Here is a 16,680-nt window from a genome sequence, read left to right on the forward strand (position 1 = left end):
TTAGTGTTTAACCTTTTCTAAGTGCCAGATATCATTGACATATTCTTCAATAGTACGGTCACTTGAGAAGTAGCCTGATTCCGCAATGTTCTTTAAGCACATTGCTGACCATTTCTGACGATCCTGATATAATTCATTGATCTTGGCCTGAGCTTCACGGTAAGATTCAAAGTCAGCTAATAAGAAGTATTCATCATTCTTAGACATTAATTCATCAAAGATTAATTTGAATTCTTCTCTTGACTGATGGAATGTCCCGTCAGTTAAAGAATCAACGACTTTCTTGATCTTAGGATCATTGTTGTAATAATTCCAAGCAGAGTATGTATTAGAACGTTTTAAGTCTTCGACTTCATGATCTTTTAAACCGAAGATCACGATATTGTCATCACCTAAGCGTTCATACATTTCAACGTTAGCACCATCCATTGTTCCTAAAGTAACAGCACCGTTCATCATGAACTTCATGTTACCAGTACCTGATGCTTCTTTACCAGCAGTTGAGATCTGTTCTGAGACATCGGCAGCTGGCATAATCTTTTCAGCTAAAGTAACACCATAGTTTTCTAAGAATACAACTTTCAGATAAGCATTCGTATCACGGTCGTTATTTACGACATCAGCGACAGAGTTGATTAATTTAATAACTTTCTTAGCGAAGTAGTAAGAAGGTGCAGCTTTGGCGCCAAAGATAAAGGTATGTGGATAGATACGGAAATCTGGGTTAGCTTTCATTTCCTGATATAAGTAGATGACATGCATGATATTTAATAACTGACGTTTATAAGCATGTAATCTCTTAACCTGGATATCAAAGATAGAATTGACATCAACTTCGACACCATTGTGTTCTTTGATATAGTCTGCTAAAACCTGTTTTCTCTGCTGTTTTACGTTATAGAATTTAGCCTGAACGATAGAATCGTTGACATATTTATTTAAGTTTGATAATAAATCAGGTTCCTTAATCCAGTCATCCCCAATTGTTTCGTGTAATAACGCGGTTAATTCAGGGTTAGAGTAAGCCAGCCAGCGACGATGTGTAACACCGTTTGTCTTGTTGTTGAACTTACCTGGGAATAAGTCATTGAATTCTTTCATTTCACGTGTCTTTAAGATTTCAGTATGTAATGCTGCAACCCCATTGACAGAGAATGAACCTGCAATGGCTAAGTTTGCCATATGCACCTGACCATCTTTCAGAATACGTACTTTTCTTAGGATTTCTTCATCACCATCAGTTTTCATCTTAACGAAGCCAACGAAACGACGATCGATTTCTTCGATAATCTGATAAATACGTGGTAATAAGTCTCTCATGACATCGATTGGCCATTTTTCTAAGGCTTCCGCTAAGATCGTATGGTTCGTATAGGCACAAGTATGTTTTACGATTTCCCATGATTCATCCCAGCCCATGTCATATTCATCCATAAAGATACGCATTAATTCAGGAATAACTAATACAGGATGCGTATCATTTAACTGAATAACATTTTTATCTGCAAAATTCGTTAAGTCTGGATACACTCTTAAGTGTGCACGGATAATAGAATTTAAGCCGGCAGCCACAAAGAAATACTGCTGTTTTAATCTTAAAATACGTCCTGCTAATGTTGAATCATCAGGATATAAGGTCTGACAGATCTGATTCACTTCGTTCGCATACTGCTGGAAATCCTTATTAGAAGGAATATTTTCAGAAGGTTCAGCCTTCCATAATCTTAATGTATTTGTAATGATGGTATCATTACCAACCACTGGTACATCATATGGAACTGCGCGGACTGCTTCCGCATCAACATGTTTCCATTTTTGTTCATTATCATCCCAGATGACTTTCCCCCAGAATTTTACGTCGCAGGAATGTTTTGGTTTACGTACTTCCCACTGATAACCTAAATGAAGCCACTGATCTGGTACTTCGACCTGATAGCCGTCTTCAATTTTCTGTTTGAAAAAGCCATAGTCATAACGAATAGTATGACCGAATGCAGGATAAGATAATGAGGCTAAAGAATCCATAAAACAAGCTGCTAAACGACCTAAACCGCCATTCCCTAAACCAGCATCTGCTTCTAATTCTTCCAGTTCATGAATATTGATACCGAAGTCAGCTAAACCTTCCTTCGCAATATCATAAATACCCAGATTCATCATGTTGTTAACCAGTAAACGACCAATTAAGAATTCCATTGAGAAATAATGAAGCTGTTTCTTTGATTTCTGCTGAATGGCCATTTTGGTCATTGCCCAGTTGACACTGGCATAATCACGTACCATTGTTTCAAGAACCATGAATTTTTCTGTAATGTGTGATTCTTCAACAGTACGACCATACGATTCAATAATTCGTTTAGAGAACTCGTATTTAAATTCTTCCTTAGTTTTAAACATTTTTTACCCCCGATTACTTTTTGTCAGCCGCAGCTTTTTTCTGCGTGCTCGTTTTTCTTGACGTCTTGGCTGCTGTCTTCGTGGCAGTCTTGCGTGTTGTCTTCGTTGTCGCTTTAGACGTCTTTGATGGTGCCTTTTTCGTTTCTGTCTTACTTACTGTTTTACTTTCCGCTTTTGCTTTTGGCGCAGCCTTTGTTTTGGACGCTGCTTTTTTCGCTGCCGCTTTCTTAGCTGGCGCTTTTGCTGTTTTTTCAGCTGGTTTTTCAGCTGGTTTTTCAGCTTCTTCTTTTGCCTTTTGGGCAGCCTTTGCAGCCGCTTCACGTTTTGCTTTTCTCGTTGCTAAGGTTTCTTTTCCCTTATAACTGAAGACGCAAGCACTAAATGGTGCTAATTTCACAGTAATAGACTGATCCTGATTCAGACAAGTGCCATCAACTGATTTGATTGGTTTGGTATTCAGGAAGTTACTTCCTGTATACTTACCTTCATCTGTGTTCATGATTTCTGTATACGTGCCCTTAAATGGAACCGGAATCGTATAGCCTTCATGTTTATTGCCAATGAAGTTGAGGACAACAACGATACAGTCACCATCTGGATCATGTCTTGCATATGCAAAGACTGACTGCTGGTTATCATCGACAACTAACCATTCAAATCCTTCCGGATCATAATCAAGCTTCCATAATGCTGGATGTTCATCATAAAGCTTATTTAAATCAGCGAAGAAATGGTGGAAGGAATCATGCTGTGGATATTTCAGGATTTCCCAGCCTAACGCTTTCTTTTCATCCCATTCCTTGTATTCGCCAAGTTCATTGCCCATGAAGTTTAACTTCTTGCCAGGATGTGTAAACATATATGTATATAATGCTTTGGCCTGGGCAAACTTATCATCATTTAAGCCCCACATCTTATTCAGAATCGTTGCTTTGCCATGAACCACTTCATCGTGTGAGAATGGCAGAATGAAACGTTCTGAGTAGAAGTACATCATGGAGAACGTTAAAAGGTTATGGTCATACTGACGATAAACAGGATCTTCTTTGAAATAGCGAAGGGTATCGTTCATCCAGCCCATATCCCATTTATAGTCGAAACCAACACCGCCTTCATCCACTGGTTTTGTCACAAATGGGAAGTCGGTACTATCTTCAGCGATCAGCATAACGCCTGGATATTCCTCATTCATACGTTTATTCATACGTTTGAGTAATTCGATTGCGCCATCGTTTTCGCCGATAAACTTGTTACCTTTCCAGTATAACATATTGGATACCGCATCAAAACGGATCCCATCAATATGGAATTCTTCAGCCCAGAAATGGACCGCTGACATTAAGAATGAGCGAACTTCTTCTTTCCCGGCATCAAAATAAACAGAATCCCATTCTGAATAACGGCGATTGACATCAGCATATTCATAAACCCAGCCGCCATCAAACTGATGTAAGCCGTGCGCATCTTTAACGAAATGCGCTAATACCATATCCATAATAACCCCGATGCCGTTTTTATGACATTCATCAATAAAATGCATCAGCTGTTTTGGATTACCATAACGCGACGTTGCACTGAAGTAACCAGTTGCCTGATAACCCCATGAGCCATCAAATGGGAATTCATTTAATGGCATTAATTCTAAGTGCGTGAACCCATTTTCTTTCGCATATGGAATAATCATTTCCGATAATTCCTCATAAGAATAGAATGTGCCGTCTTCCGTATCCGTAAATGGCTTCTTTAATTTCCATGATCCTAAGTTCGCTTCATAAATCGTCATCTTACGATCAAAGTTTTTCGTACGCTTTTTCATCCAGTCCCCATCAGTCCATGGGAAGCCGCGTAAGTCATAAACCTTAGAAGCCGTACCAGGACGGATTTCACTAAAGAAAGCATAAGGATCGGCTTTTTCAATCATGCCGCCATCAGCCTTCTCAATACGATATTTATACATTTGGAAATCTTTTACATGAGGAATCCATTTGGTCCAGATCCCGCCATTGTAATGACGTTCCATATAATCATTGTGACCGTCCCAGTTGTTGAAATCACCAATCACCTGCACAGAGCGAGCGTTAGGTGCATAGACAGTAAAACGCACACCATCGATATTATCCACTGTTTCGGGATGTGCACCGAAAAGCTTATAAGCTTCAAGACAGTTTCCTTCATGATATAATTTAATCAAGAAATCATCTAACATACATATTTCCTCCATCATATATACTTATTATACAGGATCCGGGAAATATTTCCATTAATTTTCAAACCGCTTTCAAAAATTGTTTTATCTTACATTTATTTCATTAATATGACTTAAGATAATATCGCTCGTTCCATCAGTGTTTTCGCGAATTTCAATATTATTCTTATTCACATAGTCTTCGACACTCACTGTCACACTCATATCGGTATCTGTCGTGATTTTACATTTTTCAATGGCACTCGTTAACGTATTCGCGTTAATTGTATCCTCACTATCCACCCCTAAATTTTTGAGGTTTTCTTTGGATTCTTCAGCCGCCTGGTCATTGCTCGCTAACACCTGCTGAACAATTTCAATCGGTTTGATCACTTCCTGATGCATAACCTTCTGATTCAGCTGCTGTTTCATCAGGGCAATCGCCTGACTATCTTTCACCGAATAATTGGCTTCCGCTTTTTTGACCACTTTGGTCATCGCACTGACCTTCTGACGATCCGTTAATTTCTCTTCGCCTTTGATCCATTGCGTATTTAAATACGTATCTAATTTCCCATCAATGGCATATTTCTTTTCAATTAAATAGAGACTGTGACGATCGATATTCACGATAATCGCTTCATCGACTGGCGCGCCGATGCCTGGCAATGTCTGCGCGCGGGAAATGCGGACATTATCCGGATCCAGCACCGATACCGGTACAAATTTATAATTCAGTTTTAACGCTGCCACAACGCGATCTCCGTCTTTATAACAATCTACATGCAAAACCATGCAGTTTGGCATGCCTTCGATCACGCTGCCTAATTTAAAGAACTTCTCAGTAACTTCTTTAGCCTGCTCTTTAAACTTTTCATCGTTTTCAATCATCTGATTAGCTCTGAGCATCATTTCATGCATCGAGCCCACAACGACCTGTTTGATTTGATTAGAGTTTAAACCCTTTTCTACTTTTTTCTGATAATAATCCTGGGTTGTATCATTGAGCGTCGCAAATTCATCTGATAAATGAATTTTCCGATGTTCAAAATCAATCATGTGAACAAGAATTTTATTAATAACAATAGTATTCACATCGTCCCCTCCTTCCAGGGCATTATAGCACATTTCTTATTAAAAACCTATTCTTCACTTAAGCGAGAAGTCACCGATGACTTCTTATCAATGCCTTCACTCGAGCGGCGAATCAGAATCGATGTTCGAATACTCAAATTCGATAATGCATCTTTAAAAACCGAATAAGAAACGGTGCGTTTCTCCTTCACCTGATTCATAAAGGTTACACTATTGCCATCCTCTGAAACAATATAAGGAATCCGTAAATAGGTGATACGGGCATTATCGATCTTCCTTACCACCTGATTCGTTTTTTTATTCGTCACGGCGATGACATCGCCGGTCAATAAAAAAGAATAGGCGACTTTACTAGCGACCTGAGAACCGATCAGATCATTTTTATGCGCCCCGGTATATTTGACATATTTTGTAAAACTCTGTGCATTCGTTAATGAATAACCAGCCACCCGGTCATCGGCATCCAAAATAATCTGCGTTTTCTCAAAAGCGGACGAATCATGCGTCGCAATATGGCCATAAGCGCATAAAGCTGCATCCTGGGTTAAGACCTCATAAGAAAAATCCTTAGCGGAAATCTTCTCCGTTTTCATGGCATTTTTCGGCAGCTGATTAAACCCTGTCACGAGAATCGTTCCCACTAAGAGAAGGTTATATAAAATTGTCGTATGCCGTGGTAAAATCCGTGCCATCGCTTTCGCCCCTTTCAGCCCTATTCTAGCGAAATGTGCCCCGCTTAGCAACTATCAATTGATTTTCCAATCTTGTGGATTTCTAAAAAAACGCAGTGCAGTTATGTTAAAATAAGAATAAAGGATGTGACTTTTATGAGTGAACCTAAAAGAAAAAGAATTAATCCCCGGAAGGATCAATTCCTCTTTTATATTATCTTTGCGATCATCTTCGCCTATATCGTCTTTCACCTCAATAACGTCTTAGACTGGCTGTTAAGTGTCGCCTCCCTCGCGACCCCTTTCTATATCGCCTTAGTGATCGCCTTTTTATTAAATATTCCGATGCGCGGCTTTGAACATTTATTCGACCGCCTCGGCAAAAAGATTAAGCTTTTCAATTTCAAAAAAGATACCAAGCGCGTTGTCGCGATCTTCTCAACGCTCGCCGTCTTTGTTTTGATTATCGTTCTCTTTACCAGCATCATTGTCCCACGTATCGGAGACAGCATCTCGATGATCTTCTCCAACCTGAATGATTATGCCGTCCGTTTAGCCAACTGGCTCAACAAAATGACGCGTACGTTTCATCTCAAGAAGACTTATACGACCAGCGATGTCAACAACTTCTTTGATTCCGTCAATTTAAATACCATTTTGTCCACATTAGGCAACTTTGTGACGAGTGATGACAACGCCTCGACAGCAAGCGTCGTCAATTCCATTTCCGGTACCACCGTCACTACGATCACAGCCTTCTTTATGGCCGTTTACCTGCTTTTCAATAAAGAGAAACATATCACCCAGTTTAGAAAAGTGCTATGTTACTTCTTTGGCGCTGATCGCGCCGTACAGATTCTCGAAATCTGCGAAGAAGGCTCACATTATTTCAATAGCTTTATCACCGGTCAGGTATTAGAAGCGACCGTCTTTATGACCGAAATCTACATTATGACCAAAGTCTTTCACTTTCCCTTTGCGGAACTGATCGCCGTCTGCGCGTTCCTGTTCTCATTTATTCCGATGTTTGGCTCATTCTTGACCCTTTGTATCGGCACCGTCTTAGTGGCGGCCGCAGATTCTAAGGATATCTTCTTATTTATTGTGCTCTTCGTCATCACCCAGCAGTTCGAAGGCAACGTCGTCTACCCGCGTATCGTCGGCAAGAAAGTCGGCATCAGCGGTCTCTATGTCTTGATCGGCATTACCTTCTTTGGCAACCTTTGGGGCATCTTCGGCGTCGTGGCCGGCGTCCCGATCACCGCCTTGCTTTACGCCACGCTCTCTCGTCTGATCAATATTTCCCTGTATCGCCGAGGCATTTATGTCACCCGAGAACATATCGCCAAAACCGATGAAGACGGCAATAAAACAAGTAATCTGATCTAGCGCAGGGCGCTAGATCTTTTCTATTTGCCAGCAGCCCTGTTTATAATAAAGACGCATGAGCTGGCCTTCACAAAAACAGTCATAAAGCATCCCTTCCGCGCAGGGACGCTTTTGTACAATACGCTTGATCCAATGCTTTGTTTTCACCCCATACTCTTCCCAGATAATAATTAATGGTCGCATAAGTCCTTCTTTATTTGTCACAATAACCACATCGATTGCACTTCTCATTTCAGATACCCCACCGGATGAATGACATTTTCTTCTAAGGGATTAAAGTCAGCTAATTCCTGATCTTCTAAGACGATCGCCTTACCAATGGCATGATAGCCAAAACGCTCACGAATCGCATCAATGGTCTGATCTAACTGCTTATGGCAGTCATGTTTTTCCAGATCATCAAACAGCGATAACTGTTCCACTCCGTCATCTTTCTTTAACGAAGATACCGTCACATTAACGGAGCGAAAGATACCATCACGGATATTTTCTTTCACTAGTGTCATCGCCATATCAAGAATTTCATAACTGACATTGGTTGCCCGCTCTAACTTACGCTGACGCGAGAAATAACGTAAATTACTGCCGCGTAAGCCGATCCGTACGACCGCTCCTTTTAAGCCAGCCTGCTTCAGGCGAGTAGCGACGCTTTCACAAAGAATCGTAAGCACGATTTTTAAATCATTGAGGCCGTTCATATCCTTACAGGTGGTAATCCCATTGCCAACCGATTTCATGCCTTCATAAAGCGGCTGGACTTCGCTTTCATCATAGCCATTAGCAAAATACCAGAGGTATTCCCCCATCTTACCTAAAAAGCTTTTAATGATCCCTTTGGGCATGGTGGCCAAATCGCCCACCGTGCCAATTCCCCGGGCTCGCAGTTTCGGCGCCGTCCGCACGCCAACATAGAAAAGATCTTCAATTGGTAAAGGCCAGATGATCTTTTGATAGTTATCTGGCATAATCACATCAAAGCCGCGCTTTTTATGAAGATCAGAGCCCATCTTCGCAAAGATCTTATTATAAGAAACACCCATTGAGACATTGATGCCGCATTCTTCATAGACGCGCTTTTGAATCGTTTGAGCGATCATCACCGGATCGCCAAACAGCGCTTGCGAATGCGTCAAATCAATCCATGCTTCATCTAAACCAAAACTTTCGACGGCATCAGTGTACTGTCGATAAATATCTTTCACCTTGGTCGTATAATAGATGTAATCGTCATAATGTGGCAGAATAATGAGTAAATCCGGACAAACCTGCCGCGCCTCCCGCAAACTCATCGCTGTTTTCACGCCGCTAGCTTTCGCCAAATCATTTTTCGCAAGAATAATGCCATGACGTAATTCTTCATGTCCGCCGACAGCCATCGGCACCGCTTTTAAATCAGGATGCATCATCTCCTCAATCTGCGCATAACAATGATTAATGTCACTATGGACAATAAATCGCATCTCAATCACTCCCTTCATTCCCCATTATAGAGATAAAGTTTCCTAATACAACCTCTTTAGAAACTTTCGCATATATCATCCGCTTTCTTCCTTTTTATTTGTATCATAATATGCTATATTATTGTTAGGTGATAGTATGGAATTAAAAGAATTCATTCAACAGTATAAAGAAGAACAGCAAATCAATAACTCAGAAATGGCCAGACGTCTTGGCGTCACCAAATCCACGATCCATAAATGGTTAAATGGTGATGTCAAAAAACTGCAGAGTGAAACCCTGCAAAAGCTTTCCCAGGCCCTTGGCTATGATGTGGAAGCCGTCTTAAATGGTCAGGTGATCGAATTTAAAAAACCGATTCTCGGCTATGTAAAGGCTGGCTATAACTTATATGCGGAAGAAAACTATTTAGGCTACGAAGACGTGACAGCCGCGGAAAATCGTCAAGGTGATTACTTTTTACAAGTGACTGGTGATTCGATGATTGGTGAAGGTATTATGGATGGTTCCCTCGCCTATATCAAATCCTGTTCGGATGTCCCAAGCGGGACAATTGCCGTCTGTTTAATTGGCGGTGAAGAAGTGACCATCAAGCGCGTGATCAAAAAAGAAGACATGATCATTCTTGAAGCCGCCAACCCACAGGTGAGCGCGCGTTACTTCTCCGCTGAAGAAGCAGCAACGCTCCCAGTTCAGATTATTGGCCGTCTCGTTTACGTTAAAACCGTCTTTTAGCTATTTTTTGAATATGTAACCCTTACCATTTCAAAATCTTGTCTATTCTCATTGCATTCATAAATTGCGTCCATTACAATAAGGAAAAGAAAAGAATATGGTAGGTGATATTTTCATGAAATGTGAGTTATGCGGCCGTGAAGTCGATGCCACAAAAAAGATCCATCTTGATGATTACGCCCTGGAAGCTCAGGTCTGCGCTAGTTGTTTTGATCGGATCAACGGTGCTTACTTAAAAGAAGTTAAAGCACCAGCGAAAGTAACGATTGAAAAGGCTCGTAATGAATTACAATATGTGGATGAAAAAGGACAGACTTTACCGGACTTTGTGCCTAAGTTTGTAATCAAGAAAGGTGAAGAAAGTCATTTCTTTGGCCTGATGCAGTTTACACGCGATATTGCTGGCGGCAAGCGCTATTATTATCGCGCTCTAGAAATCTATCCAACATCAACTGATCATTTGACGCATTATGAAACCTCTTATGCGTTTAATATCTTTGATGCAGATACCAAAGAAGATCAGGATCAGGCACGTCTTCAGGCTTATCAAACCCTTAAAGAAAAGATGGCCCAGTTAATAGCCAATAACGCTGATGATGAAAGCGGCGTCGTGCGACTTAGCGTGGACGATCAGGACCATACGAAGATCGTTATGAATGGGGAAGAGAAAAAACTTTCTGATATGGAGGACGTTTTAAATCCATTAGAAGGCTTTACGATTTCTTATCAGATTCATGATTCCTATGATCCAGCCCCTTTAGCGCATACCGTTTACTTCCCTGAAGTCATCGAGGAAGATACCTTCTATAACGAATTATTTGATATCATTATTACTTTCTCTTCTTTAGAGAACTTTATTCCTTTAGATAATGTGCAAAAGTTTGCCCTCTTCTATCGCAAACTGTTAAAGAAGTTTAAATATTTTGCAGCAATTAAACCTGATGAAGCAGCTTTATCCGGATTCATGATGTTCGACTTGTTAAAACCATTAGAATCAGATGATCAGTACTTCATCGAAGTTGTCAAAAAGCAATTACAGGATATCATGAAGACTTTATAGTACCCATTGCGGGTACTATTTTTATTTGAATTGAAAACCTCAGCAATTTATAAGCACAAAAAGCGATCACCCATGAAGAAATGATCGCCTCTTATAAAACTAAAAGGGTGCCCGAAGACACCCTTTAAACTTTATTTTCTGATGAAGATCGCTTTAAGACCGCGACCAATCACCTGGAAGAAATTGAGCGATTTATACATTCGCTCTTCTGGCACATACTTACGCACCGCTCTTAATAACTGCTTGTTATCGGGAGCACTGAAGGTAAAAGACCCATTACGCTTGGTAAAGATCGCAAAGCGATTGATCCATTTTCCAAAGAGGACTGAAGCGGAAATATAATCAACTTCTTCCCAAGGAATCTGAATATAATCTTCGACGTTCTTATCATTATAATATTCAAAGGCATGATCCCCGACCATCACTTTCCCCGTTGTCCCAAGACCGCGGTGAGAAGAAGCCGCAATTGTGAAATCAACCTTTGTATTTAATGATTGTGCCATAATATTTCTCCTTTAGATTACATGAAGTTGCAAACTCGTCCGATGATACCAACAACGAATAAACCGATGATGATAGCGATTGGTGAGATACCCTTCTTTAATAATTTACAGATTAATAAAGTTAATAAGACAGCTGCTAAACCAGGAATTAACTGATCTAAGTTACCCTGTAAAGTTGTCACTTTAGCCTGATTTAAACCAGTTGCACCTAATGAAGAGTACTGTTCTAAGGCTGATTTAATACCAGCTGCACCTTTTGGTAATTTATCCCATTCGATATAAGCACCTTTCTGCTGCTGAACAGTTGAGACAACAGGTGTGAAGCTGATTGATACCCAGCGTTCTACTAAGGCACCGATGATGAACATACCTAAGATGGTTGCACCAGAAGTGATTTTACCAAGAAGACCACCAGATAAGTCATTGGTGATCTGAGTACCTACACGGTAACCAAATTCCTGAGTATACCATAAGAATGCGAAACGCATAACGTTCCATACAATGAAGAATAGTAATGGACCAACGATAGATCCAGACATTGCTAATGATGCACCTAAGGCACCAATGATAGGACGAGCAGTAAACCAGAATACTGGGTCACCGACACCAGCAAGTGGGCCCATCATCCCGACTTTAACACCCTGAATAGCCTGGTCATCGATTGCCGCACCATTAGCTCTTTCTTCTTCAAGAGCTAAGGTTACACCCATAACTGGCGCTGATACATAAGGATGTGTGTTATAGAATTCCAGATGTCTCTTTAAAGCGGCAACCTGGTCTTCTTTGTTTGTATATAATTTCTTGATTGCAGGGATGATTGAATAACACCAACCACCATTCTGCATACGTTCATAGTTCCATGACCCCTGAAGGAACTGATGACGCCAACATACCGAAAAACGGTCATGTTTTGATAACTTAATTTCAGCCATTTGTTTTTCCTCCTTCAGTATTAATAGTCATTTAAGATATCGCCAAGAGGATCGCCGCTTCCGCCGCCGTTTCCTCCGCCTTTTTTAGCTTCTTCTTTTAATCCTAAGTAAATCAGGGCTAAAGAGATACCAATTAAACCTAAAGCGATTAATGTTAATTCAGAAATTGCAGCTAAAACGAAACCTAAGATAAAGAATGGCCATACTTCTTTGTTTGCCATCATGTTGATAACCATTGCATAACCTACGGCAGCAACCATACCACCGCCGACAGTCATACCACCTGTTAACCAGGCAGGCATTGCATTTAATGCGCTTGTTACAGCTTTAGCTGGAACGACACATAATGCAGCTGCAGGGATGGCAATACGAATACCCTGTAAGCAAATGGCTAAGATCTGCCATACTTCGATGCCTTTAAAGTCACCTTTTTCAGCACATCTGTCCATCGCATGAACCATAGGGATAGCGATTGTACGACATAACATAGTTAAGAATAAGCCGGCTACTGAAAGTGGAACGGCTACAGCGATTGATGCAGAGATGGCATCTTTAGTATTAACGTGAGAACCACCGTTTAAAGCTAAAACCATGATAATTGCAGATGCAACGGATGCTAAGGCAGCATCTGGTGCAACGGCTGCACCGATGTTGGCCCAGCCTAATGCCATCATCTGTAAAGAACCACCAAGCATGATTCCTTCAGTTAAATGGCCAGTAACTAACCCGATTAATGTACAAGCAACAATTGGCTGATGGAATTCGAATTCATCAAGGATCCCTTCCATACCAGCTAAGAATGCTACGACAATAACCAGGATAATGTTAATAGCGTTCATATTATAAATTTCCTCCTGATTAATTCATATGTAATTCTGTTTTGGCTTTTTTCATAATTGCATTGAAGTCTTCAACAGGATCTCCTGGGACTTTCTGCACTTTAATCTTAATACCTAATTTTGTTAATTCTTCTAACGCTTTGACGTCATTCTGATCCATTGCAACGGCTTTTGTACAAACAACTTTGCCTTCGCTGGCCGCAATTGAACCTAAGTTGATTTCTTTAATCTGGACGCCGCCCTTAACAGCTGCTAAAGCATCTTCAGGGTTTTCGAATAACAATAAGGCTTTCGTATTACCAAAACGCGTATCCTTATCGACTTTACACATTTTGTCGATTGGAACGACGTGCGCGCGAACCCCTGGTGGCGCAGCCTGTTCGATCATCTGTTTACGTAACTTATCTTTTGCGACGTTATCAGAAACAGCGATGATACGATTTGGCTGTGTTGCTTTGGTCCAAGCCGTTGCGACCTGACCATGTAATAAACGCGTATCGATACGAGCTAAAACATATTTAATATGGCCATCACCGATGACTGTTCCTTCAGGAATTGCACCACGTGGTGCAGCATCCTGAGCAGCTGGTTTAGCCGCTTCATCTTCACCTTCAACTTTAATTGTTTCTGGTAAAATTCTGATACCTTCTCTAGATGTCTTTGCAACATGAGACGCAATGTCTGCAGCGCTTTCAGTGCCAAGACGTAATGCATATGATTCAATGAGCATTGGTAAATTTAAACCAGTAACAACAACCCAGTGACCTTCATGACCATCGATTAATGCGCTGGCCTGGTTGAATGGTGTTCCACTCCAAAGGTCGATTAAGAATAGAATTTCATCCTGCTGTGAGAAAGTGGCAATTGCTTCTTCCATCTTTTTACGGATGTCTTCTGGACCTTCGCTAGGTAACAGTGTTACAGGCTTAACATCGGCCTGATCCCCAAAGATCATTGATCCAGACTGGAAAATGCCTTCTGCAAATTTTCCATGGCTGGCAATGACAATTCCTACCATAAAATTTCTCCTTTTTATTATTTTTTAATACAACTCTCGTCAGAGCTTCAAAAAAAGTTAATGTAAACGAATTCGCAATTCCTATTGTAACCATTTTCATAATTTGTTCAATAAAATATGGGTTTTATTGTGTCACAACATTTGTCACATAAATATATTGACATTCGTCATATGACAGATGTAATATTGCGAAAAATTGTAAAAATCCATTATCATACCTTATGAAAATGAACTGAATTTGAATTATATGTTACATAAAATGTCTCATTTTAATATATTGATATCTTTCATTCTATTTTAATGATATTTCATGCATATTATTTCCAAGACATGAAAAAACCGGTAAAACTACCGGTTTTTACTAAAATTAATATGGTTTTCCTGCATTTTTCTTAAACGTTTCAAATTCTTCATCTGTCGCTAAGACAAAATGGGTATCAGTGACCTTCTGCTGTTTGCCTTTCGTATAGTCCAGACCGCTTGTCGCATAGTCATAAGTGAATGACTTTCTCGTCTTTTCCACTCTTGGATTAGGATGTGGAATAGCTGAAAGCAGAGATTTAGTATATGGATGTAATGGATTAGCGAAGATTTCTTCAGATGTGCCTGTTTCCACTAAGTGGCCTAAATGGAGAACCCCGATACGATCAGAGAAATATTTAACCATTGATAAGTCATGGGCGATGAATAAATAAGCTGCTCCCGTTTCCTTCTGCATTTTCTTCATCAGGTTGACAACCTGGGCCTGAATGGAAACGTCTAAGGCCGAAATCGCTTCATCGGCAATGATTAAATCCGGCTGCATAATCAGGGCACGAGCAATCCCGATACGCTGACGCTGACCACCAGAGAACTGATGTGGATAACGGTTGGCATGTTCTCTTGATAAACCGACCATCTCTAACATCTTATACACTTTTTCATTTCTTTCTTCGATTGAAGAATAAGCATGATGGATATCTAACCCCTGAGCAACGATATCAATAACTTTTTTACGTGGGTTTAAGCAGGCCATTGGATCCTGGAAGATCATCGCCATCTTAGTACGTAAAGTACTGATCGCCTGTTTACTCATATGGCCGGAAATATCCTGTCCTTCGAAAATGATATGACCGCCCGTTGGTTCATACAGACGGATAATTGAACGACCAGTCGTTGATTTTCCAGAACCTGATTCCCCAACCAGACCATAGGTTTCACCAGCTTTGATATCAAAGGAAATACCATCCACGGCTTTGACAGTCAATTTACGTGAGACTTTGAAGTACTGCTTCAAATCTTTGACTTCAAGAATTGTTTCACCTTTATTCATGAGCAGCACCTTCTTTCTTCATTTTATCAATTCTCCTGCGTAATGATTCTGGCATATCAATTTTTGGCGCCCGTGGATCCATTAACCACGATGCGACCTTATGAGTCTTACTGCCAGGCACCGAGAACATTGGCGGTTCAAGACGCTTATCAATGTTCAAAGCGTATTTATTACGTGGGGCAAAGGCATCCCCCTGCACTTCATGGGTTAAGTTTGGCGGCGTCCCTGGAATTGTATATAATTCATCATCATCGGTGTCTAAGTCCGGCATCGCTGAGAGAAGCCCCCATGTATAAGGGTGACGAGGATCATAGAAGATTTCATCAATGGTCCCTTTTTCAATAATTTTACCAGCATACATAACGTTGACGAAGTCAGCAACTTTCGCGACAACGCCTAAGTCATGGGTAATGTAGATAACAGAAATATTCTTTTTCTTCTGTAAGTCCTGAATTAATTCGAGGATCTGCGCCTGGATAGTGACATCCAAAGCCGTTGTTGGTTCATCACAGATGAGAACGTAAGGATCGCAGGCTAAAGCAATCGCGATAACGACACGCTGTCTCATCCCGCCTGATAACTGATGTGGATATTCCTTCATGCGGGCTTCCGGATTGACAATCCCAACTTCATCTAATAACTGTACCGCACGTTTCCATGCTTCTTCCTTTGGCGTATGGTAATGATAGATCATTGGTTCCATGATCTGTTTACCAATTGTCATGGTTGGGTTTAATGATGTCATTGGATCCTGGAAGACCATCGCAATCTTACGACCACGAATTTCTCTCTGGATTTCCTTTTCTGTTAATTTGCAGATGTCCACAGTATGTGGTTCACCCGTTTTTTCATCATGCCAGGTATAGAGAATTTCCCCTGAATCAATCGTTCCGTTTTTCGCTAAGATACCCATAACGGCTTTCGTTGTAACGGATTTTCCTGAACCAGATTCCCCAACGATGGCAATCGTTTCTCCTTCATATAAGTCAAAGTTAACGCCACGGATGGCTTTTAACTTCTTTCCTTCAGTTTTGAAAGAGATATTTAAGTCATTAATTTCAAGAATTTTTTCTTTTTTGGCCATAA

Annotated in this window: 14 protein-coding genes and 1 pseudogene; 3 read left to right on the plus strand and 12 right to left on the minus strand. The window is 40.6% G+C overall.

Annotated elements, in window-relative coordinates:
- The 4 genes and pseudogenes from SG0102_RS13160 to SG0102_RS13175 all read right to left on the minus strand — a co-directional run bounded on the left by SG0102_RS13160 (position 1) and on the right by SG0102_RS13175 (position 6,369).
- On the minus strand, positions 1 to 2,397 hold the full coding sequence (locus SG0102_RS13160) for a glycogen/starch/alpha-glucan phosphorylase (protein WP_125120356.1): 2,397 nt from the start codon (positions 2,395 to 2,397) through the stop codon (positions 1 to 3).
- A gap of 346 nt (positions 2,398 to 2,743) precedes the next feature.
- A pseudogene (gene glgB / locus SG0102_RS13165) lies at positions 2,744 to 4,603 on the minus strand (1,4-alpha-glucan branching protein GlgB); the annotation flags it as partial.
- A gap of 84 nt (positions 4,604 to 4,687) precedes the next feature.
- Positions 4,688 to 5,677, minus strand: a complete 990-nt coding sequence (locus SG0102_RS13170) for a nucleoid-associated protein (protein ID WP_125120357.1) — start codon at positions 5,675 to 5,677, stop codon at positions 4,688 to 4,690.
- Between the two features lie 47 nt (positions 5,678 to 5,724).
- Positions 5,725 to 6,369: a hypothetical protein gene (locus tag SG0102_RS13175; RefSeq protein WP_125120358.1), complete on the minus strand. Its 645-nt coding sequence runs from the start codon at positions 6,367 to 6,369 to the stop codon at positions 5,725 to 5,727.
- Positions 6,370 to 6,504: 135 nt separating this feature from the next.
- Between SG0102_RS13175 and SG0102_RS13180 the strand changes: the two genes are divergently transcribed.
- Complete coding sequence (locus tag SG0102_RS13180; protein ID WP_125120359.1) at positions 6,505 to 7,737, plus strand: AI-2E family transporter; 1,233 nt, start codon at positions 6,505 to 6,507, stop codon at positions 7,735 to 7,737.
- A gap of 9 nt (positions 7,738 to 7,746) precedes the next feature.
- Here the strand turns inward: SG0102_RS13180 and SG0102_RS13185 are convergent, their stop codons facing one another.
- Both SG0102_RS13185 and SG0102_RS13190 read right to left on the minus strand, forming a co-directional pair.
- The gene (locus SG0102_RS13185) at positions 7,747 to 7,968 is read right to left on the minus strand and encodes a hypothetical protein (RefSeq protein WP_125120360.1); all 222 of its coding nucleotides are present in this window, start codon (positions 7,966 to 7,968) and stop codon (positions 7,747 to 7,749) included.
- The gene (locus SG0102_RS13190) at positions 7,965 to 9,197 is read right to left on the minus strand and encodes a Y-family DNA polymerase (protein ID WP_231999808.1); all 1,233 of its coding nucleotides are present in this window, start codon (positions 9,195 to 9,197) and stop codon (positions 7,965 to 7,967) included. Before SG0102_RS13190 ends, SG0102_RS13185 begins: the two co-directional genes overlap by 4 nt.
- A 136-nt stretch (positions 9,198 to 9,333) precedes the next feature.
- On the opposite strand from SG0102_RS13190, the gene SG0102_RS13195 reads away from it, so the two are divergent.
- Both SG0102_RS13195 and SG0102_RS13200 read left to right on the plus strand, forming a co-directional pair.
- Positions 9,334 to 9,930 carry a LexA family protein gene (locus SG0102_RS13195; RefSeq protein ID WP_125120362.1) on the plus strand — a complete coding sequence of 199 codons (597 nt, stop codon included), beginning with the start codon at positions 9,334 to 9,336 and terminating at the stop codon, positions 9,928 to 9,930.
- Positions 9,931 to 10,045: 115 nt separating this feature from the next.
- A complete protein-coding gene (locus tag SG0102_RS13200; RefSeq protein ID WP_125120363.1) occupies positions 10,046 to 10,990 on the plus strand; it encodes a hypothetical protein in 945 nt (314 codons plus the stop codon).
- Between the two features lie 131 nt (positions 10,991 to 11,121).
- On the opposite strand, the gene SG0102_RS13205 is transcribed toward SG0102_RS13200, so the two are convergent.
- From SG0102_RS13205 to SG0102_RS13230, 6 genes are all read right to left on the minus strand, one after another.
- Positions 11,122 to 11,493 carry a DUF956 family protein gene (locus SG0102_RS13205; RefSeq protein ID WP_125120364.1) on the minus strand — a complete coding sequence of 124 codons (372 nt, stop codon included), beginning with the start codon at positions 11,491 to 11,493 and terminating at the stop codon, positions 11,122 to 11,124.
- Positions 11,494 to 11,510: 17 nt separating this feature from the next.
- A complete protein-coding gene (locus SG0102_RS13210) occupies positions 11,511 to 12,425 on the minus strand; it encodes a PTS system mannose/fructose/sorbose family transporter subunit IID (RefSeq protein WP_125120365.1) in 915 nt (304 codons plus the stop codon).
- A 20-nt stretch (positions 12,426 to 12,445) separates the two neighbouring features.
- Positions 12,446 to 13,264 carry a PTS mannose/fructose/sorbose transporter subunit IIC gene (locus SG0102_RS13215; RefSeq protein WP_125120366.1) on the minus strand — a complete coding sequence of 273 codons (819 nt, stop codon included), beginning with the start codon at positions 13,262 to 13,264 and terminating at the stop codon, positions 12,446 to 12,448.
- A gap of 19 nt (positions 13,265 to 13,283) precedes the next feature.
- Positions 13,284 to 14,282, minus strand: coding sequence for a PTS sugar transporter subunit IIB (locus tag SG0102_RS13220; protein WP_125120367.1), 999 nt, complete (start codon positions 14,280 to 14,282; stop codon positions 13,284 to 13,286).
- 367 nt (positions 14,283 to 14,649) lie between these two features.
- A complete protein-coding gene (locus tag SG0102_RS13225; RefSeq protein ID WP_125120368.1) occupies positions 14,650 to 15,594 on the minus strand; it encodes an ABC transporter ATP-binding protein in 945 nt (314 codons plus the stop codon).
- Positions 15,587 to 16,678, minus strand: coding sequence for an ABC transporter ATP-binding protein (locus SG0102_RS13230; RefSeq protein ID WP_125120369.1), 1,092 nt, complete (start codon positions 16,676 to 16,678; stop codon positions 15,587 to 15,589). Before SG0102_RS13230 ends, SG0102_RS13225 begins: the two co-directional genes overlap by 8 nt.
- Positions 16,679 to 16,680: the final 2 nt, after the last annotated feature.

The organism is Intestinibaculum porci (genome assembly GCF_003925875.1).
GTDB classification, from domain to species: Bacteria; Bacillota_I; Bacilli_A; order Erysipelotrichales; family Coprobacillaceae; genus Intestinibaculum; species Intestinibaculum porci.

Coding starts and splice junctions, on each gene's coding strand:
- SG0102_RS13185 (WP_125120360.1), bottom strand. CDS start 7,968: ATGAGAAGTGCAATCGATGTGGTTATTGTGACAAATAAAGAAGGACTT.
- SG0102_RS13190 (WP_231999808.1), bottom strand. CDS start 9,197: ATGCGATTTATTGTCCATAGTGACATTAATCATTGTTATGCGCAGATT.
- SG0102_RS13175 (WP_125120358.1), bottom strand. CDS start 6,369: ATGGCACGGATTTTACCACGGCATACGACAATTTTATATAACCTTCTC.
- SG0102_RS13180 (WP_125120359.1), top strand. CDS start 6,505: ATGAGTGAACCTAAAAGAAAAAGAATTAATCCCCGGAAGGATCAATTC.
- SG0102_RS13205 (WP_125120364.1), bottom strand. CDS start 11,493: ATGGCACAATCATTAAATACAAAGGTTGATTTCACAATTGCGGCTTCT.
- SG0102_RS13225 (WP_125120368.1), bottom strand. CDS start 15,594: ATGAATAAAGGTGAAACAATTCTTGAAGTCAAAGATTTGAAGCAGTAC.
- SG0102_RS13220 (WP_125120367.1), bottom strand. CDS start 14,282: ATGGTAGGAATTGTCATTGCCAGCCATGGAAAATTTGCAGAAGGCATT.
- SG0102_RS13160 (WP_125120356.1), bottom strand. CDS start 2,397: ATGTTTAAAACTAAGGAAGAATTTAAATACGAGTTCTCTAAACGAATT.
- SG0102_RS13195 (WP_125120362.1), top strand. CDS start 9,334: ATGGAATTAAAAGAATTCATTCAACAGTATAAAGAAGAACAGCAAATC.
- SG0102_RS13215 (WP_125120366.1), bottom strand. CDS start 13,264: ATGAACGCTATTAACATTATCCTGGTTATTGTCGTAGCATTCTTAGCT.
- SG0102_RS13200 (WP_125120363.1), top strand. CDS start 10,046: ATGAAATGTGAGTTATGCGGCCGTGAAGTCGATGCCACAAAAAAGATC.
- SG0102_RS13210 (WP_125120365.1), bottom strand. CDS start 12,425: ATGGCTGAAATTAAGTTATCAAAACATGACCGTTTTTCGGTATGTTGG.
- SG0102_RS13230 (WP_125120369.1), bottom strand. CDS start 16,678: ATGGCCAAAAAAGAAAAAATTCTTGAAATTAATGACTTAAATATCTCT.